The 21,313-nt window shown below is 70.0% G+C and carries 22 protein-coding genes and 1 tRNA gene; 5 read left to right on the top strand and 18 right to left on the bottom strand.

The window, feature by feature from the left end:
- Positions 1 to 81 precede the first annotated feature (81 nt).
- From AB0O24_RS16845 to AB0O24_RS16835, 3 genes are all read right to left on the bottom strand, one after another.
- Positions 82 to 864: an IclR family transcriptional regulator C-terminal domain-containing protein gene (locus AB0O24_RS16845; protein WP_275799440.1), complete on the bottom strand. Its 783-nt coding sequence runs from the start codon at positions 862 to 864 to the stop codon at positions 82 to 84.
- An 85-nt stretch (positions 865 to 949) separates the two neighbouring features.
- Positions 950 to 1,573 (bottom strand): response regulator transcription factor, encoded by a 624-nt coding sequence (locus tag AB0O24_RS16840; protein WP_275799441.1) that lies wholly within the window; start codon positions 1,571 to 1,573, stop codon positions 950 to 952.
- A 5-nt stretch (positions 1,574 to 1,578) separates the two neighbouring features.
- Positions 1,579 to 2,751: a sensor histidine kinase gene (locus tag AB0O24_RS16835; protein WP_363376565.1), complete on the bottom strand. Its 1,173-nt coding sequence runs from the start codon at positions 2,749 to 2,751 to the stop codon at positions 1,579 to 1,581.
- Between the two features lie 141 nt (positions 2,752 to 2,892).
- On the opposite strand from AB0O24_RS16835, the gene AB0O24_RS16830 reads away from it, so the two are divergent.
- Together AB0O24_RS16830 and AB0O24_RS16825 are read left to right on the top strand one after the other, a co-directional pair.
- On the top strand, positions 2,893 to 3,807 hold the full coding sequence (locus tag AB0O24_RS16830) for a CPBP family intramembrane glutamic endopeptidase (RefSeq protein ID WP_363376563.1): 915 nt from the start codon (positions 2,893 to 2,895) through the stop codon (positions 3,805 to 3,807).
- 90 nt (positions 3,808 to 3,897) lie between these two features.
- Entirely contained in the window at positions 3,898 to 4,083 is a 186-nt protein-coding gene (locus tag AB0O24_RS16825; protein WP_275799444.1) for a hypothetical protein, read from the top strand.
- A gap of 2 nt (positions 4,084 to 4,085) precedes the next feature.
- Here the strand turns inward: AB0O24_RS16825 and AB0O24_RS16820 are convergent, their stop codons facing one another.
- Entirely contained in the window at positions 4,086 to 4,784 is a 699-nt protein-coding gene (locus AB0O24_RS16820; protein ID WP_363376560.1) for a hypothetical protein, read from the bottom strand.
- Between the two features lie 70 nt (positions 4,785 to 4,854).
- The gene (locus tag AB0O24_RS16815) at positions 4,855 to 5,319 is read right to left on the bottom strand and encodes an Lrp/AsnC family transcriptional regulator (RefSeq protein WP_307385537.1); all 465 of its coding nucleotides are present in this window, start codon (positions 5,317 to 5,319) and stop codon (positions 4,855 to 4,857) included.
- 80 nt (positions 5,320 to 5,399) lie between these two features.
- On the opposite strand from AB0O24_RS16815, the gene AB0O24_RS16810 reads away from it, so the two are divergent.
- The 3 genes from AB0O24_RS16810 (at position 5,400) to AB0O24_RS16800 (ending at position 9,196) form a co-directional block, all read left to right on the top strand.
- A complete protein-coding gene (locus tag AB0O24_RS16810; protein WP_363376558.1) occupies positions 5,400 to 6,308 on the top strand; it encodes a DMT family transporter in 909 nt (302 codons plus the stop codon).
- 82 nt (positions 6,309 to 6,390) lie between these two features.
- Positions 6,391 to 7,968, top strand: a complete 1,578-nt coding sequence (locus tag AB0O24_RS16805) for a molybdopterin-dependent oxidoreductase (RefSeq protein WP_363376556.1) — start codon at positions 6,391 to 6,393, stop codon at positions 7,966 to 7,968.
- Between the two features lie 100 nt (positions 7,969 to 8,068).
- Positions 8,069 to 9,196: a PAS domain-containing sensor histidine kinase gene (locus tag AB0O24_RS16800; protein WP_363376554.1), complete on the top strand. Its 1,128-nt coding sequence runs from the start codon at positions 8,069 to 8,071 to the stop codon at positions 9,194 to 9,196.
- On the opposite strand, the gene AB0O24_RS16795 is transcribed toward AB0O24_RS16800, so the two are convergent.
- The 13 genes from AB0O24_RS16795 to AB0O24_RS16735 all read right to left on the bottom strand — a co-directional run bounded on the left by AB0O24_RS16795 (position 9,185) and on the right by AB0O24_RS16735 (position 21,299).
- Entirely contained in the window at positions 9,185 to 9,763 is a 579-nt protein-coding gene (locus AB0O24_RS16795; RefSeq protein WP_363376552.1) for an isochorismatase family protein, read from the bottom strand. The two genes, AB0O24_RS16800 and AB0O24_RS16795, sit on opposite strands and share 12 nt — an antisense overlap.
- Complete coding sequence (locus AB0O24_RS16790; RefSeq protein ID WP_363376550.1) at positions 9,760 to 12,063, bottom strand: efflux RND transporter permease subunit; 2,304 nt, start codon at positions 12,061 to 12,063, stop codon at positions 9,760 to 9,762. Before AB0O24_RS16790 ends, AB0O24_RS16795 begins: the two co-directional genes overlap by 4 nt.
- Before the next feature lie 40 nt (positions 12,064 to 12,103).
- Positions 12,104 to 12,499 (bottom strand): hypothetical protein, encoded by a 396-nt coding sequence (locus AB0O24_RS16785; RefSeq protein ID WP_363376548.1) that lies wholly within the window; start codon positions 12,497 to 12,499, stop codon positions 12,104 to 12,106.
- 67 nt (positions 12,500 to 12,566) lie between these two features.
- Positions 12,567 to 13,073 (bottom strand): hypothetical protein, encoded by a 507-nt coding sequence (locus AB0O24_RS16780; RefSeq protein WP_275799453.1) that lies wholly within the window; start codon positions 13,071 to 13,073, stop codon positions 12,567 to 12,569.
- Between the two features lie 192 nt (positions 13,074 to 13,265).
- Positions 13,266 to 13,341: transfer RNA gene (locus AB0O24_RS16775), tRNA-Thr, on the bottom strand.
- Positions 13,342 to 13,405: 64 nt separating this feature from the next.
- Positions 13,406 to 14,077, bottom strand: coding sequence for a deoxyribose-phosphate aldolase (gene deoC, locus AB0O24_RS16770; RefSeq protein ID WP_275799454.1), 672 nt, complete (start codon positions 14,075 to 14,077; stop codon positions 13,406 to 13,408).
- Positions 14,078 to 14,153: 76 nt separating this feature from the next.
- Entirely contained in the window at positions 14,154 to 15,695 is a 1,542-nt protein-coding gene (locus tag AB0O24_RS16765) for an alpha/beta hydrolase (RefSeq protein ID WP_363376546.1), read from the bottom strand.
- Positions 15,692 to 16,870 (bottom strand): DNA polymerase III subunit delta', encoded by a 1,179-nt coding sequence (locus AB0O24_RS16760; RefSeq protein WP_275799456.1) that lies wholly within the window; start codon positions 16,868 to 16,870, stop codon positions 15,692 to 15,694. The genes AB0O24_RS16765 and AB0O24_RS16760 overlap by 4 nt, the downstream gene beginning before the upstream one ends.
- A gap of 72 nt (positions 16,871 to 16,942) precedes the next feature.
- On the bottom strand, positions 16,943 to 17,617 hold the full coding sequence (gene tmk, locus AB0O24_RS16755; protein ID WP_275799457.1) for a dTMP kinase: 675 nt from the start codon (positions 17,615 to 17,617) through the stop codon (positions 16,943 to 16,945).
- Positions 17,614 to 20,328: a type I DNA topoisomerase gene (gene topA / locus AB0O24_RS16750; protein ID WP_363376544.1), complete on the bottom strand. Its 2,715-nt coding sequence runs from the start codon at positions 20,326 to 20,328 to the stop codon at positions 17,614 to 17,616. The genes tmk and topA overlap by 4 nt, the downstream gene beginning before the upstream one ends.
- The gene (locus AB0O24_RS16745) at positions 20,304 to 20,717 is read right to left on the bottom strand and encodes a helicase (RefSeq protein ID WP_275799458.1); all 414 of its coding nucleotides are present in this window, start codon (positions 20,715 to 20,717) and stop codon (positions 20,304 to 20,306) included. Before AB0O24_RS16745 ends, topA begins: the two co-directional genes overlap by 25 nt.
- Positions 20,717 to 21,049, bottom strand: coding sequence for a TadE family protein (locus tag AB0O24_RS16740; RefSeq protein WP_275799459.1), 333 nt, complete (start codon positions 21,047 to 21,049; stop codon positions 20,717 to 20,719). Before AB0O24_RS16740 ends, AB0O24_RS16745 begins: the two co-directional genes overlap by 1 nt.
- A gap of 10 nt (positions 21,050 to 21,059) precedes the next feature.
- On the bottom strand, positions 21,060 to 21,299 hold the full coding sequence (locus AB0O24_RS16735; protein WP_275799460.1) for a DUF4244 domain-containing protein: 240 nt from the start codon (positions 21,297 to 21,299) through the stop codon (positions 21,060 to 21,062).
- Between the last annotated feature and the right edge of the window lie 14 nt (positions 21,300 to 21,313).

Here is a 21,313-nt window from a genome sequence, read left to right as displayed (position 1 = left end):
CCCGGACCGCCGGGAGGCGGTCTCAGGAAAAACGTCCGGGTGTTCTGGACACTCACGACGCGATCGCGACGCGCGAGCCCGTCAGATCAGACGAAGATCCGCGTCGATATCGGCGGCCGCCGCGAGGAGGGCCGGGAGGCACTGCTCGCGCCACGCGTCGCCGTCGCCCCGTGCTGTGGCGGAGATGTTGAGCGCCGCGACGACGGTCCCCTCGCGGTCGCGGATGGGCGCGGCGAGCGAGCGAAGCCCCTCCTCGAGCTCGCCGTCGACGAGCGCCCACCCCTGCGCGCGCACGGATGCGAGCTCCTCGAGGATCGCCTCGACATCGGTGCGGGTGCGGGACGTGAGCGGTTCGGGATGGGATGCCGCGACGATCTCGCGAGCGCGACCCTCGGGCTGCGCGGCCAACAGAACGCGCCCCATGCTCGTCGCGTAGGCGGGGAATCGCGTGCCGATCGTGATCCCGACGCTCATGATCCGCCGCGTGGGGACGCGCGCGACATACACGATGTCGGCGCCGTCGAGGACGGCGGACGACACGCTCTCGTCGACCTCGCGCGACAGGCGCTCGAGGTAGGGCTGGGCGAGAGCAGGAAGAGACAGCGCCGAGAGGTAGCTGAAGCCGAGCTCCAGCACCCGCGGCGTGAGCGAGAAGAATCGGCCGTCGGCGCGCACGTATCCGAGCGTCTCGAGGGTGCGCAAGAAGCGCCGCGCGGCGGCGCGGGTGAGATCCGCGCGACGGGCCACGTCACTGAGCGTCAGCGCCGGGTGCTCGGCATCGAAGGTGCGGATGACCTCGAGGCCGCGCGCGAGAGACTGCACGAAGTCGCCCGACCCCGCCTGACCCTCTTCCGCGTCACTCACCCGGCTCACCTTAGCGGGGCTGCCGTCGGCCACTGAGACGGAACGGGTCCGTCCGCAGGGCGGATACTGCGCTCCGAGGCCACCCTCAGGCCCCGGCCACCGGTTCCCGCGCCAGCCGCAGAGCGAGGGCTGTGCGATCGGGCTCGCCGAACTTGCGCAACAGAGCGGAGACGGTGTTCTTCACCGTCCCGTGTGCGAGATGAAGGCGTGCGGCGATCTCGGCGTTGGGGAGCCCCCGGGCGACGAGGTCCGCTACCGCTCGCTCCGCCTCGGTGAGGACGGGTTGCTCCATCTGCACCGGCGTCGACGACAGCACAGCACGGGCGACGCGCGGATCCAGCACGAGCCCACCCGCCAGGACATGGCGTATGGCGCCGATCAACGCGTCCGCTGAGATATCTTTCAGCAGGAATCCAGCGGCCCCCGCGTCCAGCAGCTGACGCACGAGACGCGCGTCGTCGAACGTCGTGAGGACCAGGACCGGAAGGTCGGGATGAGACACCGCGCACCGCTGGACGAGTCCGAGACCGTCGAGCACCGGCATGCGGGCATCGGCCAGCACGAGGTCGGGCGCAAGCCCCGGTATGAGAGCGAGTGCCCGCTGCCCGTTCTCGGCCTCACCGACCACCTCGATCGCAGAGTCCGTCTCGAGGATCATGCGAAGGCCTCGCCGGAGAAGCTCCTGGTCATCGACGATGAAGACGCGCACGGAACTCACGCGAGCCCGCGAATCAGCGCGGGACGGAGTTCGAGCGCCACCCGGAAGCCGGTGGGAGTCCGCTCCGCGGTGAATGCCCCACCGATCCGCTCGGCGCGCGCGCGGAGCGATCGCAGACCGAAGCCCTCGATCAACGGGCCGGTCGACGCTCCGGCCCCATCGTCCTCGATCACCGCGGAGAGGTCGGCGGCGCCCACGACCATTCGCAGATCGACGGATGCCGCATCGGAGTGACGCACGACGTTCGTCAACCCTTCCTGAACGAAACTCAGCAGCAGGAGCGCGTGTTCATGACTCAGCGCGGAGTCGTCGCCCTCGATGGACACCCGGATGTCGATCCCCGTGCCCCGGAACGCCTCGGCGACAGCGCGGAACGCCTCGGCGTTGCGGAGGGTGGTGAGCTCGACGGGGTGCATGGCACGGACGAGCCGACGCATCGCATCGAGCGACTCCCCCACCAGCTGTCGCGCACGACGCGTCTCTTCGCGCGCCGCGGGCGAGTCGCCCACGCGATCCGCATAGTCGAGCGACATCCCAATGGCGGTCAGCCGGTGCCCCAGGCCGTCGTGGAGTTCCCGCGCCGTGCGCTCGCGTTCGCGAGCGAGTGCGAGGTCACGGTCGGTGTCGAGACGGCTGCGGAGTTCGGCGTTGACGGCATCCAGTTGTACGAGTGCCGCACGCAGTTCCTCCCCAACCCGGAAGCTGTCGCGCAGTATCGCCGCCACGGCCGCCGCCACGCCGGCGAAGACCGCGGCGACGGCGGCTTCACCGATCATGAGCTCGGGTGCGCTCCCGGCGGACAGATGGAGGGCGACGACGAGTCCCACGAGAGCGGCAGCGTAGCCCCAGACCACGGCGGCCGCCGTGAATGTCACACCGAGGACGAGACATGCCGCCCAGACGATGCCGTAGTACAACGATCCGTTTCCGAACGCCATCGTCACCGTCGCGATGGTCGCGAAGGCGATCGCGGCAGCGCGAGACCGCTGCCCCGAGCGACGCCACAGCACCCACACGACCATGGAGCCGATCAGCAGCGAGGACACCACGACCGAGGCCCACCCCGGCCTCCGGTCCAGCGAAGCGAGAACCATGAGAGCCGGTCCCGCCCACCCGATGACGGCGGCGAGATCGAGCAACAGCGCGCGACGGTTCGGGGTCCCGGACATACGCTTCAGCTAAGCACGCGCTCTCGTCCCTCACACGTGACTGCGGTCACGACTTCGGCCCGCTCGAGCGTGACCGGAGTCGTCCGCGATCGTGACTCCCGGGACGGGATCGCCGCCCCGACGCTCCGTAGCGTCCTCGACATGAACGTCATCCATGTCCCGCCCGCCCCCGGCACGAGAACGAGTGCTCCGCGACTGGCGCTGGGACCGCTCGGCATCACCGTCCGAGTCGTCGTGGCCATCGGCATCCTGATCATCGCCAACCTCGTTCCTGCGCTCGCGACGGGCCTCCTGGTCCTGGTGCCCGGAGCGTCCGAGATCTTCGGCGGATCGTCCCCGTGGGGCTTCGGGCTCGCGGTCGTCCTGCAGTCTCTCGTCCTCGGCACCGTCGTGCTCGGTGTGTGGGGGTGGATGAACGGAGTCGAGCGCGCTCCGCTCCGCGCGACCGGATGGAGCGCGAACAGGCTTTCGGCCGTGTGGCTCCTGCTCGGCATCGCGCTCTCCGCCGGCACGGTCGTCGTAGTGACCGCGCTGATCCCCGCCGACGATCCCGTCCGGAGCGACTCGACGTTCTTCCATGAGCAAACGGATCCGGTCATGATCTGTTTGCTGATCGCGTACGCCCTCGGCCTCGCCTTCCTGCAGCAGGGAATTCCTGAGGAGCTGCTCTTCCGCGGGATGCTGCTCTGGCGACTGCGGGGGCGCCCGGTTCTCGCCGTGGCTGTCACCACTCTCGCGTTCACACTCATCCATCTCGTGTCCAACGGCGGGCAGCAATCACCGTGGGAGCACGTGCTGTACCTCGCACTACCGTTCGGTTTCGCCCTGCTCGCGGTCGGCCTGCTCTTGTGGACGGGCTCGCTCTGGGCTGCGGTGGGGGTGCACGGCGGATTCCATGTCGGCACCGTGATCGCCGGCACGCTCCTCCCGCCGGTGACTCCTGCCACATCCTGGCTCGCCATCGGGTCAGTGCAATCCGTCATCGGCATCACCCTGATCGTCACCGCACTGCGCAAAGGCAGACGCATTCCCGATGGGACGACGGCTCGCCCGTGACACGCACATCCCCTCCCGCGGCGCAAGCCGCCTGGCATCCGGACCCTCCTCGTGTCTGCTGGTCTCTCCACCGAGAGAACGAGGGATGCCATGGGAGTTGCACGCTGGGTCGGGACCGGAGCCGTGGGGCTGGCGGGAGCCGTGCTCGCACGAACGGCGATCGGTCGCGCGGTCGCCGCGGGAACGGTGGCCTACCGCGTGTGGACCGACCCGAAGGTGCAGAAGGTGCGCCGCCGGGTCGTGGCGAAGATGCGGAAGCAGCGCGCGAAGCGCTGAGCTCAGCGCCCCGGGATCACGCCCAGCACGACGGAAGCGATGCCCGCGACTCCCAGGACGGCCGAGTACAGCCATCGGTGGTCCATATCGATGGCGCGGGTGTAGTAGCCGTTGACGCGGGCCGCGGTCGTCGGGAAGTGCAGCCACGCTGTGGCGAGGAGCACGAACGGCGCGGCGAGCGCCACCAGGAAGACGGCGTACGCGGTCCATCGAAGCGCGGGATGATCGCTCACCCCGTCGGCGATCCGACCGGTCATGTACATGATCGGCAGCGTCGTGAAGCCGATGATCGAGCAGCTCACCCCGAGCACGTAGTAGCTCCACGAGTGCGCACGGCTCTTCACCGGCTTGGCCCGCGGCGCGCGGATCGGAACCCGGAGACGCCAGACGACCATCGCGACCGCGCCCGCGAGGAACAGCGCGCCCGCGGCGAGATCCACGCGGCGGTCCAGCACCGCCTCGGTGGCCTGGCGCTCGGCCGCCGACACGAACTCGGTCGGGTCGAAGCTCTGCAGCGCGAGGTAGAGGATCGTGGCTCCGGTCGCGAGACCCGCGATCATGAACGCCATGCGCGGGACGACGCGGACGTTCTGCGCCAGCATGTCGGCCGTGGCGCCGTAGAGCGCGGGGTTCAGGCCGAGCGTCAACCCGAGTCCGACGAGTGTCGTCAGCGCCGCCGTCCACCGGGTGAGGTCATCCACGTGCGGACTCCTCTCGGGCAGGGGCGGATCCCGGATGCCATGGGTCGTGCCATCGTATCGGCGGGCGTCGTCATCCGAGAGGCAACGGCGACAGCGGCTTGGTCACCCCGAAAGCGAACGTCGTGTCGATGGACGCGAGCGACGGAATGGCCCGCAGGTGCTCCCGGAGCAGGCGCTCGTACTCTTCGAAGCTCGGGGTCACGATGCGCACGAGGTAGTCCCAGTCGCCCGCGAGGAGGTGCGCCTCCACGATGTTCGGGAGAGCTCGCAGACGCTCCTCGACGGCGTCGACCGTCGCCCCCTCGTGAGAGGCGAGACGCAGGCGGACGAACGCCGTGATCGTGAGGTCGACGGCCTTCGGAGAGACGACCGCACGGTATCCCTCGAGGATGCCGGCCTGCTCGAGCTGGCGAACGCGGCGCAGACACGGCGACGGCGACAGGCCCACACGGTCGGCGAGGTCTTGATTGGACAGTCGGCCATCGCGCTGGAGTTCTCGCAGAATACGGCGGTCGATATCGTCGAGAGCGTGCATGGAGCAGATTCTGCCAATATTCGACGCCACAGAGCAATATTCGCAATCGACTGCGCACGCCGCATTCCTACGCTGACCAGGTGACCTCGTTCGTCCTGTCCCCGCGTCTCGCCCTGTCGCGCGGCACGCTCATCGGCGTCGCCGCTCTTTCCGGCGTCGTCGCGCTGTGGTCGGCGTTCGCGCTGTCGACACGCGCGATCGAGGGAGCAGGCCTCACGACCGGGGATGCCGCGATCCTCCGCTTCACCGTGCCCGCGCTCCTTCTCACCCCGTGGATCCCTCGAACACTGCGCGCCCTCCGCGGCGCCGGCGCAGGCGCGCTCGGTCTCGTGCTCCTCGCCGGCCTCCCGCACTTCCTCCTCTTCGCGTGGGGCGCAGAGCTCACCTCGGCCGGGCTGACCGGTCTCCTCGTCCCCGGCACGGTTCCGCTCTTCGTCACGCTCCTGCTCTTCCTCCGTCACCGCACACCCGTCTCGCGGCGACGTCTCGGCGCTCTCGCCGCCATCGTCCTCGGTGTCGCGGCGAGCGCGATGCTCCGAGGCGGCGCGGCCGATCTCGGCGGGGTCGTCGTGCTCCTGGCCGCGGGCCTCGTGTGGGCGCTCTACACGGTGGGACTGGCATCCCTTCGACTGGATCTGGTGAGCGTCATCGTCGTCATCAGCGTCACCTCCGCGATCGTCGCGCTCGCCCTGGCGGTGACCGGTGTGCTCCCCTCGCACCTGTTCGCCGGGACGCTCCCGGCCCCGCAGATCGCGACGTACGCGCTGGTCCAGGGCGTCGGCACGGGCCTGCTCTCGACCGCGTGCTACGTGCTCGCCGTGAAGCACCTCGGGAGCAGCCTGGCCTCGAGCGCGGGGGCTCTCAGTCCCGTCCTCACCGCGGTCGTGGCCGTCCCGCTGCTGAACGAACCGCTCACCGCGGGCCTCGCGATCGCTCTCGCGCTGATCGTGTCGGGCGTCGCGGTGTTCAACCTGGCGCCGCGGCGCTGAGCCCGCGGCATCCGTTCTCCGCATGGTTCCGAATACGGTGTGACGGGCATGCCGCGTGCGTCCGTCGGGAACGAGGGATGCCATGGCCACCGAAACCACGACGGACGCAGGTGCTGCTCGCCGACCGCGCTCATGGATCTGGGCGCCGCTCACCGGGATCGTGTCGGCTCTCGTTCTGCTCGGCAGCGCGGAGCTGTTGGCGGCGATCTTCGCCCGATCGGCCAGCCCGGTCCTCGCCGTGGGCTCGTTCATCGTCGACATCGTGCCGCGCCCGCTGAAGGAGCTGGCGATCACGTTGTTCGGCGAATCGGACAAGATCGCACTCCTGGTCGGAGTGGGTCTGGGGGCCGCCGTCGCCGCCGCGGTCGCGGGCGTGCTCGAGTACCGGTTCCGCTTCGTCGGGGCAGTCCTCCTCGCGATCGGCGGGGCGCTGGCCACCGCCGCCATCGTGACCCGCACCGGCGCCGGCGCTCTGGCATGGCTGCCGCCCGTCGTCGGCACCGCCGCCGGTGTCGCGATCCTGCTCGTCCTGACCGCGCGGCTGCGCCGCTGGGTGGCCCATGCCTCGGCCGCGGACGCTCCCGCTGCCGGGGTCGATCGTCGCGGATTCTTCATCGTCTCGGGGATCGCCGCCGCGACCGCGATCGTCGTGGGCGTCGGCGCTCGCGTCGTGAATGTCGCGACGGCGTCGGTCGCAGCCGCTCGCGACGCCCTCCGTCTCCCCGCGGCGCGCAGCACCGTGACCGTCCCCGCGGGTGCCGACCTCGGCGTGCCGGGTGTGACGCCGATCATCACGCCCAACCCGGACTTCTACCGCGTGGACACCGCGCTCACCGTCCCGAACGTCGACCCGACGACCTGGAGGCTGTCGATCGAGGGAATGGTCGACACGCCGATCGAGCTCAGCTTCGACGACCTCGTCGGCATGGGGCTCGACGAGTACGGCGTGACCCTCACCTGCGTGTCGAACGAGGTCGGCGGAAACCTCGTCGGAAACGCGATCTGGACCGGAGTTCCCATCCGCGACGTGCTGCGCAAAGCGGGCCCCCAGAGCGGTGCCGACATGGTGCTCTCCGAGAGCGTCGACGGATACACGGCATCCACTCCCCTCGCCTCTCTCGTCGACGACGACCTGGACGCCATCTTCGCGGTGGCCATGAACGGCGAACCGCTGCCGTTCGAGCACGGCTTCCCGGTACGCATGGTCGTTCCGGGACTGTACGGGTACGTGTCGGCGACGAAGTGGGTCACCAAGCTGACCGTGACGCGTTTCGATCAGGCGGAGGCGTACTGGACACCCCGCGGCTACGCGGCCGAAGCGCCGATCAAGATGTCGTCGCGCGTGGACACCCCGAAGATCGGCAATCCGGTTCCGGCGGGCACCGTGGTCATCGCCGGTATGGCGTGGGCGCAGCCCGTCGGCGTGCAGGCCGTCGAAGTGAGTATCGACGATGGCGACTGGCAGCAGGCGACCCTGTCGACCCCGATCAACGATCAGTCGTGGGTGCAGTGGAAGCTCGACTGGAACGCCGACGCGGGCACGCACTACATCGTCGTGCGCGCGCGGGATAAGCAGGGCAATCTGCAGATCCAGGAGCAGGCGGCCATCGCCCCGAACGGGTCGAGCGGGTGGCAGCGCACCCTCGTGACCGTCAGCTGAAGCGCGCGATGGTTTCCTCACGCTGTTCGCCCTGTCAAGTCCTGGTGCGATCCTCGCACGGACAGGAAAATCAAGAAATGCCCTCAGCAAGCATTCCCGAGTGTTCCACCCTGTCCCGGTGAACGCATCCGCGCAGTCTTCTCCTCCCGGCGGTTCCGGACTCGACGGAACCGCCCGCGGTGAACGACCGCTGGCGACCTTCCGCCGTGTCCTGCCGACCGACTGGGACGATCAGGTCGATCAGTTCGCCATCGTCAAGCTCGACGGCGGGGGTTTCGTCCGCGGATGGAACCTCGGGGCGGAGCTCATAAAGGGCTACACCGAAGACGAGATCGTCGGCTCGCACTTCTCACGCTTCTATCGCGAGGAGGATCGGCGACGCGGCGTTCCGGATAGCCTCCTGGCGTCCGCCCAGCGCGACGGTCACGTCGAAGACACGGGATGGCGGGTCCGCAAGGACGGGACCGAGTTCTGGGCGCGCGTCACCATCTCCGCCATCCGCAGCGACCAGGGGCAGGTCCTCGGGTTCGTCAAGATCGTGCGCGACCTGACGAGCGAGAAGCAGGCCGCCGACGAACAAGCTGCCCTTCAGCGCACCTTCGCCCACGACCTGCTCTCCCCGGTGACCGCTCTGCGCGGCTACCTCGACCTTCTCGCCGACGAGCTCCCCGCCGACCACCGGCTGTTGCGCCTGGCGTCCGAGGCGAGCGAGCACCTGGTGGCGATGGCACAGGCCCTCATGACCGACGCCGCGACACGGCCCGAGCGCGAGCGACGGCGGGCGACGCTCGATCTCGTCGCACGCGGGGCCGTGGCTCTCGTCCTCCCGGGCGACAGTACGGGGCGCGTCGTCTTCGGACGAATGGATGCCATCCCCGTCACGGGCGACGTCCTGGGTCTGCGCCGCGCGGTGGCCAACGTCCTCGAGAACGCGGCCAAGTACTCTGACGACGAGATCACCGTCGAGACGTATGAGACCGACGAGGGAGCAGTGATCTCCGTGAGCGATCGCGGTCGCGGCATCCATCCCGACGATCTGCATTCGATCGTCGAAGAGGGAGAACGCGGCCGGTTCGCCGACCCCCACGACGGCGGAAGCGGCATCGGTCTCGCGAGCGTTCAGCGCGTCGTGACCGAGCATCACGGTGTGTTGCGCATCACCAGCGAGCCGGGAGTGGGGACCCGGGTCACCATCTCGGTGCCGCGGGCCGACGATCTAGAGCTCTGAGGGCACCAGCGTCGCCCCGGCGCGCTCGATCTCGGCCAGCGCGGCCTCACTGGATGTGGGGTGCACGCCGGCGACGAGGTCGGTGAAGACCCGCACCGTGCGTCCCGCCGCGATGGCGTCGAGGGCTGAGGCGCGCACGCAATAGTCGGTCGCGATGCCGGCGATGTCGATGTCACGGATGCCGTGGGCGTCGAGGATGTCGGCCGCGGTCTGCCCGTCATCCGAGACACCCTCGAACAACGAATACGCCGGACGCCCCTGCCCCTTCTTGAGGTGATGAGTCACCCGCCCCGCGTCGAAGACGGCGTCGTACTCGGCCCCCTCGGTGCCCGCGACGCAGTGCACGGGCCACGAGTCGACGAAGTCGGGCGTGGTCGAGAAGTGACCGCCGTTGTCGTCGTCGCCGTGATGCCAGTCGCGCGAGGCGACGATCACGGCGTACTCGTCGGCGTGCGCGGCGAGGAAGCGCGAGATGCGCTCGGCGACCGCGTCGCCTCCCTCGACGCCGAGCGCCCCGTGCTCGGTGAAATCGTTCTGGACATCGACGATGAACAGTGCCCTGGTCATGCGTCGAGCCTACGCGCGCTCCCGCGGGTGGCGGGCTGCCCGTCGCGCGGGTCCCGGCCCGCGCTCGCGCCGGTAGCGGACCGCGCGCGGTCGCGACGCCACAGCTTCGACGGCCACCAGATCGCCGAGCCGAGGTCGTACGCGAGCGCCGGAACGAGGAGCGAGCGGACGACGAAGGTGTCGAGCAGAACGCCGAAGGCCACGATGAACGCGAGCTGGGCGAGGAAGAGGATGGGGATCACACCCAGCGCCGCGAAGGTCGCCGCGAGCACGAGACCCGCCGACGTGATCACCCCGCCCGTCGCGACGAGCCCGCGCAGGATGCCGGAGCGGGTGCCGTGAGCCAGGGATTCCTCGCGCACACGCGACATCAGGAAGATGTTGTAGTCGACCCCGAGGGCGACGAGGAACACAAAGCCGTACAGCGGAACCGAAGGGTCCGCGCCGGGGAAGTCCAGGGGCCCGTTGAAGACGAGGGCGCTGACGCCCAGCGCCGCCCCGAACGACAGGATGACGGTGCCGATGAGGAGCACCGGCGCGACGATCGACCGCAGCAGCGCTATCAGGATGAGCAGGATCACCGCGAGGACGATCGGGATGATGAGAGTGCGGTCGCGGATCGACGTGTCGATCGAGTCGATGTCGGTCGCGGTCACCCCTCCCACCAGGGCCTTTCCCTCCCCCAGCGCATCGGTGAGATCGACGCGGAGCTGACGGACCGTGTCGTCGGCCGCGGCCGAGTCGGCCGTGTCGGCGAGCGTCGCGGCGAGGAGGACCTGCCCGTCCGACACGGTGGGCGCGGGTGCCGGTGTCCCCGGAGGGCCGAACGCGGTCGTCACGAGGCTGCCGTCCACCGCCTGGACGGGTGCCTGTCCGCCGATCGCATCGGTGGAGAGGACGGCGACCGAGTCGATGCCGCTCGCCCGGTCGAGCACCTCGACCGCTGTCGCGGCACGGTCCTCGGACACCAGGACGTACGCGGGGCTGCCCGAGCCGCCCGGGAAGTGCTCGGCGAGTGCCGCCTGACCGTCGCGGGCCTCGGAGGCGCCCAGCACGAGGTCGCTCGAGGGCACGCCGTCCGCGCGGAGCTGCGTCAGGCCCGCGCACGCCGCGAGGAGGACGACCGTGCAGACGATCCACACCGGTCGCGCCCGTCGGGCGACGAAGCGCGCCTGGCGGGGCCACAGCCCCTTCACCGGAGCCGTGAGGTCGTCGGGGAGATCGGTCGCACCGGCCTTGGGGAGGAAAGGCCAGAAGGCCGCGCGCCCGAACAGGGCGAGAAGAGCCGGCAGGAACGTCAACGCCGACAGCACGGCGAAGGCGATGCCGATCGAGGCGATCGGACCGAGGGCGCGGTTGGTGGCGAGGTCGGACAGTAGCAGGCAGAGGAGCCCCGCGATCACGGTGCCACCCGAGGCCAGGATCGGCTCGACCGCTCCCTTCCACGCCCGGATCGTGGCATCCCACCGCTTGTCTCCCGCGCCGATCGCCTCGCGGAACCGCGCCACGTACAGCAGCGCGTAGTCGGTCGCAGCCCCGATGACGAGGATGAACAGGATGCCTTGCACCTGACCGTTGAGCACGACGATGCCGGCGAACGCGAGCCACCACACCGTCAGCAGAGCCACGCACAGGGCGAACACCGAGGTGAGCAGCACGAGGATCGGCAGGAGGGGCGACCGGTAGACGACCACGAGGATGACGAACACGGCGCCGAGGGCGACGATGAGCAGCAGACCGTCGATGCCGAGGAAACCCTTGACCAGGTCGGCCGTGAACCCCGCAGGCCCGGTCACCCACGCCTGCACCCCGGGCGGCACGTCCGCCGCGACGAGGGATCGCACCGACTCCACGACGTCGCGCACCTCGCCGGAGCTGTCGAGGGGCAGGAAGATCTGCGCGGCCTGCCCGTCCTCGGAGACGACGGGCGGGGATGCCTCCCCCTCGACTCCCTCGAGTCCGGCGGCCGCGGTGGCGAGAGTCTTCAACGCCGTCAGCTGCGCGTCCGAGAGCGCCGTGCCGTCCGTCGTCTCGGCGACGATGAGGGCCGGGATCGTGTCGCCGCCGGTGAAGTCGGTGAGACGCTCGCTGACACGCGTGGCATCGGCCGACTGCGGAAGGAACGACGACTGGTCGTTCGTCGCGACCTCGTCGACCTTGCCGAAGAACGGACCGCCGATCGATCCGCCGACCACCCAGATCAGCACGAGCAGGCTCGGGATGCCGATGCGCAGCCAGCGTGAGACGCGCGGCGCGACGCGGTCGCGACGAAGAGCAGGGGTGGAGGAGGAGCGAGCCATGTCGCTAGCTTATCTAGCTACATAGCTTTCGCGCCAGTTCTCAGCCCCGCGCGAAGAGCACCACGATCGACAGCACGAAGGCGACGAGCCCGAGCCCGAGGATCCCGGCCGCGAGCAGCGAGACGAACCGCACCACGGGAGACGCACGCGTGAGCCGCATGCGGTGCGCGCTTCCCCGGCGGTAGAAGATGTCGGCCATGTCGGCGGACCCGATCTTCGCGTCGTCGTGGGCGGAGAGCGGAGCTTCGTTGACCCCACCGTGATCGTCGAACCACCGGACCACGCGGCCCCCGTCGACCTCCTCGACCACGGCACGGGCCGGAAGCCAGGTCCCGTCGGCGAGCAGCAGCACGACGGCGAGGAGGGCCAGCAACGTCCCACCGCCCAGCCCCACCCACGTGAAGATCTCGATGACGGCGTCGAGGGCGTTCGACACGGGGGTCTCCTGCGGGTCGCGGACGGGACGGCCTCCGTCGGGCCAGGGCAGAACGGGTGACGTCAGCCTAGCGGGCCGCCTCGATCGGACTGGCGAGGCGACGCGTCCACACCAGCGCGAGAACGAGCGGGACCGCCGCGACCACGCCGAACGACATGTCGATCAGCTGCCACCCGAGCGGCAGTCCCCGAAGCGCGCCCGCGATGGCCGCGAGCGGCACGATGCCGGCGCACGCGATGAGACCCCAGACGATGACCCAGACATTGCGCACGGGATCGACGAGCGGCCCGAGGAAGGCCACCGCGATGAGGAGATGGGCGAACGCGAGCCAGTCCGTGCCGTAGGAGATGAACGGATACGCCGCGGCCGTGGCATCCAGGCCCTCGGCGACGCGGTTCACCCACCACACGGCGCCCGGCAGGATCGACCCCACGTTCAGCTGCGCCAGCACGTCCCGCGCCAGAGCAAGCTCCTCGCGCAGGGGGAAAGCGGTCACTCCACTCACGACGAGACCGACGACGACCACCGTCAGACAGAAGCGGACGCGGCGCAGTAGTGCGGGTGCGAGGGTCATGCGGCCTCCCGGGCTGTGCTCCCGAGAGTACGACCGCGGCCGTCGTGGCGCCGCGAGATGCCTCGATGGCGAGCGACCGCGGCGAGGGAACCGGGCAGGGGTCGCACGCCGAGTTCCGGGGCCGCGAGCACCCACCGCGTCGAAGCGGCCGCGAACGACAGAAGGCCCGGGGTTGTCCCGGGCCTTCTGTGGTGGAGCCGCCTAAGGGAATCGAACCCTTGACCTATTCATTACGAGTGAATCGCTCTGCCGTCTGAGCTAAGGCGGCGTGTGCGCGCTGTCGCGTGCACGATCATCGATCTTACATGCTCCAGCGCGTGTCGACGCACGCGTCAGTAGTCGCCGGTCGCCGAGAGGTCGGCGAGGATCTCGCGGCTCGACGACAGACCCAGCCGCGTGGCGCCCGCGGCGATCATCTCTTCGGCCGCGGCGCGGGTGCGAATGCCCCCGGATGCCTTGACCTCGGCGCGATCGCCCACGGTGCGCTTCATGAGCTCGACCGCGTGCACGCTCGCGCCGCCGGCGGGGTGGAAGCCCGTCGAGGTCTTCACGAAGTCGGCGCCCGCGGCGACCGCCGCCTCGCAGACGGCGACGATGGCGTCGTCGGAGAGTGCAGCCGACTCGATGATGACCTTGAGAACCGTGGGCGCGGGAGCGGCGGCACGCACGGCGCGGATCTCGGTCTCGACGATGTCGTAGCGTCCCTCGATCGCCGCGCCCACGTCGATGACCATGTCGATCTCGTCGGCACCCTGGGCCACGGAGAGCGCGGCCTCGGCGGCCTTGACCTCGGCGTGGTGCTTGCCGCTCGGGAAACCGCACACGACCGCGACCTTGAGCCCGGCGGGCACATCGACGGGCAGGAACGACGGCGACAGGCAGACGCTGTACGTGCCGAGCTCAGCGCCCTCGGCGATGATGCGCTCGACGTCGGCGCGCGTGGCCTCGGGCTTGAGCAGCGTGTGGTCGATGTAGCGGGCCAGGTCGGTGACGGGCGCGGTCATGGGGACTCCTTCGGGTGGGACGTGAACCAGCCTAGGTGTTCCGACCTGGGCGGCGGCGAGACGGAGCGGACCGCCCTCACTCGCAGCGCAGGCCGTTCTCGGGCACGGTCCCGTCGACGAGATAAGCATCGACGGCGTCGGTCACGCACGCTTTGCCCTTGTTGTAACCGAGGTGGCCTTCGCCGACGTTCGTGATGAGGACGCCCTGCGAGAGCTGCTCGGCGAGGCGCTGCGCCCCCACGTAGGGGGTGGCGGGGTCGCCCGTGGTTCCGATGACGACGATGGGCGGCGAGCCCTCCGCCGTGATCGCTCCGCGCGTCCCGGTCGGCGGGGCCGGCCATGAGGCGCAGACGTCGACACCCTCCCAGTACGGGGCCGTCGTCGGGGCGGCCTCGGCCAGACGTTGACGGAACGCCGCGTCATCGGCATCGGACCCCTCGTCGGGGTAGTCCATGCAGTTGTACGCGATGAAGGCTTCCATGGTGTTGCTGGCGTAGCTGCCGCCCTGGCGATCGTTGTAGAAGTCGGCGAGCTGGAACGCGACGTCGGCGCGGCCGTTGCCGACATCCGTCAGGGCTGCACGCAGGTACGGCCAACTGTCTTGGCTGTAGAGCGCGGCGACGATCGCCGTCATGAGCGTGTCTCCGCCGAGCTGACGCCCGTCGCTCGCCGTGATCGGGCGCGCGTCGACCCGGGCGAGCGTCGCCGCCAGGTCGGACATCGCATCGTCGACGGAGCCCCCGTAGGGGCACTCCGACAGGGTGAGACAGTCGGCCATGAAGGCGCGCAGGGACTGCTCGAAGCCCTCGGCCTGACCGATCGAGGCCTCGGACTGCGACTGGGTCGGGTCGATCCCCCCGTCGAGCACCATGCGGCCGACCCGTTCGGGGAAGAGTCCCGCGTAGGTGGTGCCGAGGAACGATCCGTACGAGAAGCCCAGGTAGTTGAGCTTCGGGTCGCCCAGGACCGCGCGCAGCAGGTCCATGTCGCGTGCGGAGTTCTCGGTGCTGATGTAGGGCAGGATGCCGTCGCTGTTCGCGTCGCACGCCTGGGCGAAGGCGGCGGCGCGCTCCTTCAGGGCCTGCTCGCGTTCGTCGCTGCCGCGCGCGCCGGGCGGGATGTCGTAGAAGTAGCTGTCGAGACCCTTCGCGTCGTAGCAGCTGACCGCCGTCGAGGCACCCACGCCGCGGGGATCGAAGCCGATCACGTCGTACGCGTCGGCCAGCTTCTGGTCGACGAGGATCGACAGCGACGACTTCACGAGGTCGACGCCACTGGCGCCGGGGCCGCCGGGATTGGTCAGGAGCGAGCCGAGGGGCGTGCCGGAGGTCGCGCGGTGTCGGACGACGGCGAGCTGCAGATCACCCTTCGAGGGGTCGCTGTAGTCGCGGGGGGCCGTGACCGTGGTGCAGTCGAGACCGGTGCCGCACTCCTCCCAGGTCAACGCCTGCGAGTAGTAGGGCAGCAGCTCGGGGGCCACGCCGTCGGTCTGCGGCGCGAGAGAGGGCCCCGGGGCCGGCGCGGCGGGCGGGATCTGGGCGTAGAGACAGCCCGAGAGGGCGAGGATCGCGGTCGCGAGACCCGCGACCAGGGCGACGACACGACGACGCGCGTTCACGGCGCCGACCCGTCGGCCACGGTGATCAGCAGACTCTCGAGCGCGAGCAGTGGGGCCGCGTTCTGCTCGAGATTGCGCCGGGTCTCGGAGATCCGATCGAGCACGCCGAGCGTGCGCGCCGGAGACCACTCCCCCGCGAGCACGCGGAGGCCGTCGGCGCGCTCGCCGTTGACCAGATCGGTGTCGCGGCCGAACTGCAGCATGACGACGTCGCGGAAGAGCGACTGCAGGTCGGTCAGCACGCGATCGATTCCGTCGCGGAGGCTCCGTGTCGCCCGCCGCTTCTGGTCGTCTTCGAGGGCGTTGACCTGGCCGCGCACCGACGGGGGTACCGCGGCGCCCTCGGCGACACCGAGCATGCGCAGCAGGTTGCGTCGCTCTTCTTCGTCTCGGGTCGCGGTCAGCGCCTTGGCGTCGTCAGTCGCGAGCCGCACGATCCGCCCGGCGACCTCGACGGCGTCGCCGATGCCGCGGACGCCGAGGACCGCGGCGAGCGTCTCAGCCCGACGGGCGCGCGCGTCGTCGTCGGTCGCGAGCCGCTGAGCCATTCCGATGTGGCGCTGCGCGTGACGGGCCGACTCTTCGGCCACATCGGGGGCGGCCCCCGTGCGCTCGACGATGAGTGCCGCGACATCGGAAACCGAGGGCTCTCGCAGGCGCAGGACGCGAACTCGCGAGCGGATCGTGGGGAGCAGGTCGGCGTCGCTGGGCGCGCAGAGCACCCATACCGTCTGCTCGGGCGGCTCTTCGAGCGCCTTGAGGAGGACGTTGGAGGTGCGCTCGGCCATGCGGTCGGCGTCTTCGACCACGATGACGCGGTATCGCCCGAGCGAGGGGGCGAACGAGGCGCGTTCGACGAGCCGGCGCGCTTCGTCGATGCGGATGACGACCTGCTCGGTCCGGAGCGCCGTGAGGTCGGGATGGGTACGGGCGATCACCTGACGCTGTGCGGGTATGTCACCCGGGTCGGCGATGAGCGCAGCCGCGAAGGCGTAGGCGAGGGTGGAACGACCCGAACCGGGAGGCCCGGTGATGAGCCAGGCGTGCGCGAGAGCCGAGGGGTCGGAGGCCGCCGCCTGCAGCGTCTGTACGGCCTCGGGCTGTCCCCACACGGCGTCCCAGGGGAACGGCGCGGGAACGGCCACGTCGGGTGAGGGGTCGAGCACGGCGGGCATGCGTTCCACCCTAGACGCGGGTTCCGACAGCGCCGCTGGCGATCCGCTGTGCGCTCGCCTCGTGAAACGGCGTCACCCGATACGCGATGCCACGGCCTCGCGCACGCGGGCGGCGAGGACGGGCACGGGCTGGCGTGCGTCCAGCACGAGGAAGCGTGCGGGCTCGGCCGCCGCGAGGGTCAGGAAACCCGCGCGCACCCGAGCGTGGAACTCCTCCTTCTCGGCCTCGAGTCGGTCGAACGGCTTGGCGTCTGCGTCGAGGCGCGTCCGGGCCGCAGCGGGGTCGAGGTCGAGGAGCACGGTCAGATCGGGAAGCAGCCCGCCGGTCGCCCACAGTGAAAGCTCGCGGATGTCGTCGGAGTCGAGCACTCGCCCGGCCCCCTGGTACGCGACGGAGGAGTCGAGGTACCGGTCCTGGATGACGACCTCGCCACGCGCGATCGCCGGGCGGACGACGGTCTCGACGTGGTGCGCGCGATCCGCCGCGTAGAGCAGAGCCTCGGCGCGTGGCGCGATGTGTCCGCGGTGGTGCAGCACGATGTCGCGCACGAGGATGCCCACCTCGGTACCGCCGGGTTCACGCGTGCGGACGGTCTCGCGGCCGCTCTCGCGAAGCCACTCCTCGAGGAGCGCCGCCTGGGTGGTCTTGCCGGCGCCGTCGCCGCCCTCGAACGTGACGAACAGACCGGGTCCCCCGGCCGTCGCGGCTCGGGGAGCGCGCGGCGGCCGGGTCGAATCCGCGGTCACGACTTCTTCGCCGGGGCCTTGCGGGTGGTCGTCGTCTTCCGTGCGGCGGTCTTTTTCGGGGCGGGACCCTTGGCACGCTTGTCGGCGATGAGCTCGACGGCGCGCTCGAAGGTGATGGCCATGGCATCCTCACCGCGCGGGACCGTGGCGTTCGTCTCGCCGTCGGTGACGTACGGACCGAAGCGGCCGTCCTTGAGCTTGATCGGCTTGCCGCTCACGGGATCGGCGTCGAACTCCTTCAGGGCGCTCGACGCGCGACGTGCCCCGTACTTGGGCTCGGCGTACTTCGCGAGGGCCTCTTCGAGCGTAATGTCGAAGATCTGCTGCTCGTTGTCGAGCGAACGCGAGTCGGTGCCCTTCTTCAGATACGGGCCGAAGCGCCCGTTCTGCGCCGTGATCTCGGCCCCCGACTCAGAGTCGACGCCCACGACACGCGGGAGCGACAGCAACTGCAGCGCGGTGTCGAGGTCGATGGTGTCGACCGACATCGAGCGGAACAGCGACGCGGTGCGCGGCTTGGGAGCCGCATCCTTCTTCGTCGTCTTCTTCTTCGGCTGCTCGACGACCTCACCCGTGGCGGGGTCGACCTCCTCGGGGTCCTCGGGCTCGACCTCTTGCACGTACGGACCGAAGCGGCCGTCCTTCACGACGACGAGCTTGCCGTTCTCAGGGTTCTCCCCGAGCACACGGTCACCGGCCACGGGGGCGTCGATGAGCTCCTGCGCCTTCTCGGGCGTGAGCTCGTCGGGCGCGAGGTCCTCGGGGATGTTGACGATGCGCGGCTTCGCCTCGGGATCGGCACCGGGCTCGGTGACCTCGAGGTACGGGCCGTACTTGCCGAAACGGAGCGTCGCGGTGTCGGTGATCCGCGTGGAGTTGAGCTCACGCGCGTCGATCTCGCCGAGGTTGTCGACGATGTGACGCAGACCGATCTGCTTGTCGGAGCCGAAGTAGAACTCCTTGAGCCACTCGGTGCGACGCTGCTCGCCGCGGGCGATCGCGTCGAGGTCGTCTTCGAGGGCCGCGGTGAAGTCGTAGTCGACCAGGTCGGCGAAGTGCTCCTCGAGCAGACGGACGACGCTGAACGCGAGCCAGCTCGGAACGAGCGCCTGGCCGCGCTTCGTGACGTACCCGCGGTCGAGGATCACGCCGATGATGCTGGCGAAGGTCGAGGGACGACCGATCCCCTTCTCTTCGAGCGCCTTGACGAGGCTCGCCTCGGTGTACCGCGGCTTCGGCGAGGTGCTGTGCCCCTTGGGCTCGACGTCGCTGACGGTGAGCTCGTCGCCCACGGCGACCGCGGGCAGCGACTGGTCTTCGTCGTCGTCGCGGCCGTTGCGCTTCTCGTCGGCGCCTTCCTCGTAGGCCTCGAGGAAGCCCTTGAAGGTGTAGACGGTTCCGGATGCCGTGAACTCCGCGACCTTCTCGTCCGCCTGGACCGTGAGGGTGACGGTGGTCGTCTCGTACTTGGCATCCGCCATCTGGCTGGCGACGGTGCGCTTCCAGATGAGGTCGTAGAGCTTCTGCTCGTCACGGTCGAGCGAGGAGGCCACGGACGCCGGGGTCCGGAAGGTCTCGCCCGAGGGGCGGATGGCTTCGTGCGCCTCCTGCGCGTTCTTCGACTTGCTCTTGTAGACGCGGGGGTTGGCGGGCACGGCCTTGTCGCCGTAGAGGGACACCGCCTGCGCGCGAGCCGCCGAGATCGCCTGGGCGGAGAGCGCGACGGAGTCGGTTCGCATATAGGTGATGAACCCCTTCTCGTAGAGCCGCTGCGCGACGCCCATGGCGTGCTTGGCGCTCATCGAGAGTTTGCGACCGGCCTCCTGCTGCATCGTGGATGTCGTGAAGGGGGCACGGGGGCTGCGGGTTCCGGGCTTGGCCTCGACCTTGGCGACCGTGGCGCGTCCGGCGGCAGTCACGGCGTCGGCGAGCGCGCGAGCCTGCGCCTCGTCGAGGACGACGACGGCCTTCTTCAGCTGACCGTTGTCGTCGTAGTCGCCACCGCGTGCAATCGGGGCTCCGTCGAGTCGGTTCAGCCGCGTGGTGAACGACGAGCCCGCCTGCGACGCGCGAGCCTCGACGTCCCAGTACGACGCGGACACGAACGCCATACGCTCGCGCTCACGCTCGACGACCATGCGGGTCGCGGCGGACTGCACGCGGCCCGCGCTGAGCGCGGTCCCCTCGCGGCCGGAGCCGACCTTGCGCCAGAGGACCGGCGAGACGTCCCACCCGTAGAGGCGGTCGAGGACGCGACGAGTCTCCTGCGCGTCGACGAGCGAGACGTCGAGGTCGCGCGTGTGCTCGGCGGCTTCGCGGATGGCGTCCTTCGTGATCTCGTGAAAGATCATGCGACGCACGGGAACCTTGGGCTTCAGGACCTCGAGGAGGTGCCACGCGATGGCTTCGCCCTCGCGGTCACCATCAGTGGCGAGCAGGACTTCGTCGGCCGTCTTCAACGCCCGCTTCAGCTCGGCGACCGTCTTCGTCTTGCGGTCGTTGACGACGTAGTAGGGGTCGAAGTCGTTCTCGACGTCGATCGAGTACTTCCCGTATGCCGCCTTCTTGTCGGCCGGGATCTCCTTCTTCGACGCGAGGTCGCGGATGTGCCCGACCGAGCTGAGGACCTCATAGTCGTCACCGAGGTATCCCTGAATCGACTTCATCTTGGTCGGGGACTCGACGATCACGAGCTTCTTGCCGTTTGCCACTGGGGTCCTTTCTTCGCTGCACACCATACACACGCATTCCTGGTGGGGTTCCCGGAGACCGCTCGGGCGGTCGTATCGGGTGGACCGGCTCGCGAGTGTGCATCGAACGGAATTCCACCGTACGCCGTGCCGACGGTCACCGTGGCGACGAGGCCGTCGAGCACGCATTCCTCGAGGGTCGCTCCGCCCGCCGCAGCGACCGCGGCGGCGGCGTCGCAGGGCACGCCGTCGACGGCGCCGCTCACCGTGTCGGCGGCGGCGAGGGCGGCGGCATCCGCTGTCCCGGCGAGCTTCTGCGCCTGGACGGCCGCGCCGCACGCGGCGGCGAGCGCCAGCGTCAGACCGACGGTCGCCGCCGCGATCCCGACGACGGTGACGGTGCCGGCCATCACTCGCCCCCGTCCAGAGCGCACGCTCGCGCCGTCACGGGCGGGAGCGGGACGGAGAGCGATACCGGGGCCGACGTGTCGACGCAGACGAGCCCGTCGGCCCGCGACACCGCCATGGATGCGCCGACCTCGCCGACCGCCGCGAACGCTCGCGCCTCGTCACCGCGCCCGAGCATTCGCGCGGACTCCGCCGACACGTGGTGGAGCCGAACGGCCGTCGCAGCCGATGCCAGCACGCCCACGCAGAGCGCGAGGACGATGACGACGGCCGGGACCGCGACCGCGAACTCGGCGGTCACCGATCCGCGTTCATCGCGCCACGTCCGCCTCACGAGAGGCTCCTCACTGGACCGTGAGCGCACGACGGACGAGATCGGTCAGGATGCCGCGCACTTCATCGCTCCTCATGATGACGACCAGCAAGCCCGCGAAGGCCACCGCGGCCATGGTCGCGATGGCGTACTCCGCCGTGGCGGCGCCGCGGTCGTCGAGGAAGAGCGCTCCGGCACGGCGGGTCGTCAGAGGGGGCAGCGCGGGCACAGCGCAAGCGGGTGCAGCAGGTGAGAAGAACGGGGCGGACATGGAGACCTCTTTCA

It is taken from the genome of Microbacterium sp. NPDC086615, assembly GCF_040686055.1.
In the GTDB taxonomy this organism is placed as follows: domain Bacteria; phylum Actinomycetota; class Actinomycetes; order Actinomycetales; family Microbacteriaceae; genus Microbacterium.
The sequence above is the reverse complement of the archived record's forward strand: the minus strand, read 5'-3'. Positions and strand labels throughout refer to the sequence as shown.

Excerpts from the sequence above, each read along its gene's own strand:
- AB0O24_RS16735 (WP_275799460.1), bottom strand. The coding sequence starts at position 21,299 with ATGTCCGCCCCGTTCTTCTCACCTGCTGCACCCGCTTGCGCTGTGCCC.
- AB0O24_RS16760 (WP_275799456.1), bottom strand. The coding sequence starts at position 16,870 with ATGCCCGCCGTGCTCGACCCCTCACCCGACGTGGCCGTTCCCGCGCCG.
- AB0O24_RS16780 (WP_275799453.1), bottom strand. The coding sequence starts at position 13,073 with ATGACCCTCGCACCCGCACTACTGCGCCGCGTCCGCTTCTGTCTGACG.
- AB0O24_RS16805 (WP_363376556.1), top strand. The coding sequence starts at position 6,391 with ATGGCCACCGAAACCACGACGGACGCAGGTGCTGCTCGCCGACCGCGC.
- AB0O24_RS16830 (WP_363376563.1), top strand. The coding sequence starts at position 2,893 with ATGAACGTCATCCATGTCCCGCCCGCCCCCGGCACGAGAACGAGTGCT.
- AB0O24_RS16835 (WP_363376565.1), bottom strand. The coding sequence starts at position 2,751 with ATGTCCGGGACCCCGAACCGTCGCGCGCTGTTGCTCGATCTCGCCGCC.
- AB0O24_RS16745 (WP_275799458.1), bottom strand. The coding sequence starts at position 20,717 with ATGGCCGGCACCGTCACCGTCGTCGGGATCGCGGCGGCGACCGTCGGT.
- AB0O24_RS16815 (WP_307385537.1), bottom strand. The coding sequence starts at position 5,319 with ATGCACGCTCTCGACGATATCGACCGCCGTATTCTGCGAGAACTCCAG.
- AB0O24_RS16790 (WP_363376550.1), bottom strand. The coding sequence starts at position 12,063 with ATGGCTCGCTCCTCCTCCACCCCTGCTCTTCGTCGCGACCGCGTCGCG.
- deoC (WP_275799454.1), bottom strand. The coding sequence starts at position 14,077 with ATGACCGCGCCCGTCACCGACCTGGCCCGCTACATCGACCACACGCTG.
- AB0O24_RS16795 (WP_363376552.1), bottom strand. The coding sequence starts at position 9,763 with ATGACCAGGGCACTGTTCATCGTCGATGTCCAGAACGATTTCACCGAG.
- AB0O24_RS16825 (WP_275799444.1), top strand. The coding sequence starts at position 3,898 with ATGGGAGTTGCACGCTGGGTCGGGACCGGAGCCGTGGGGCTGGCGGGA.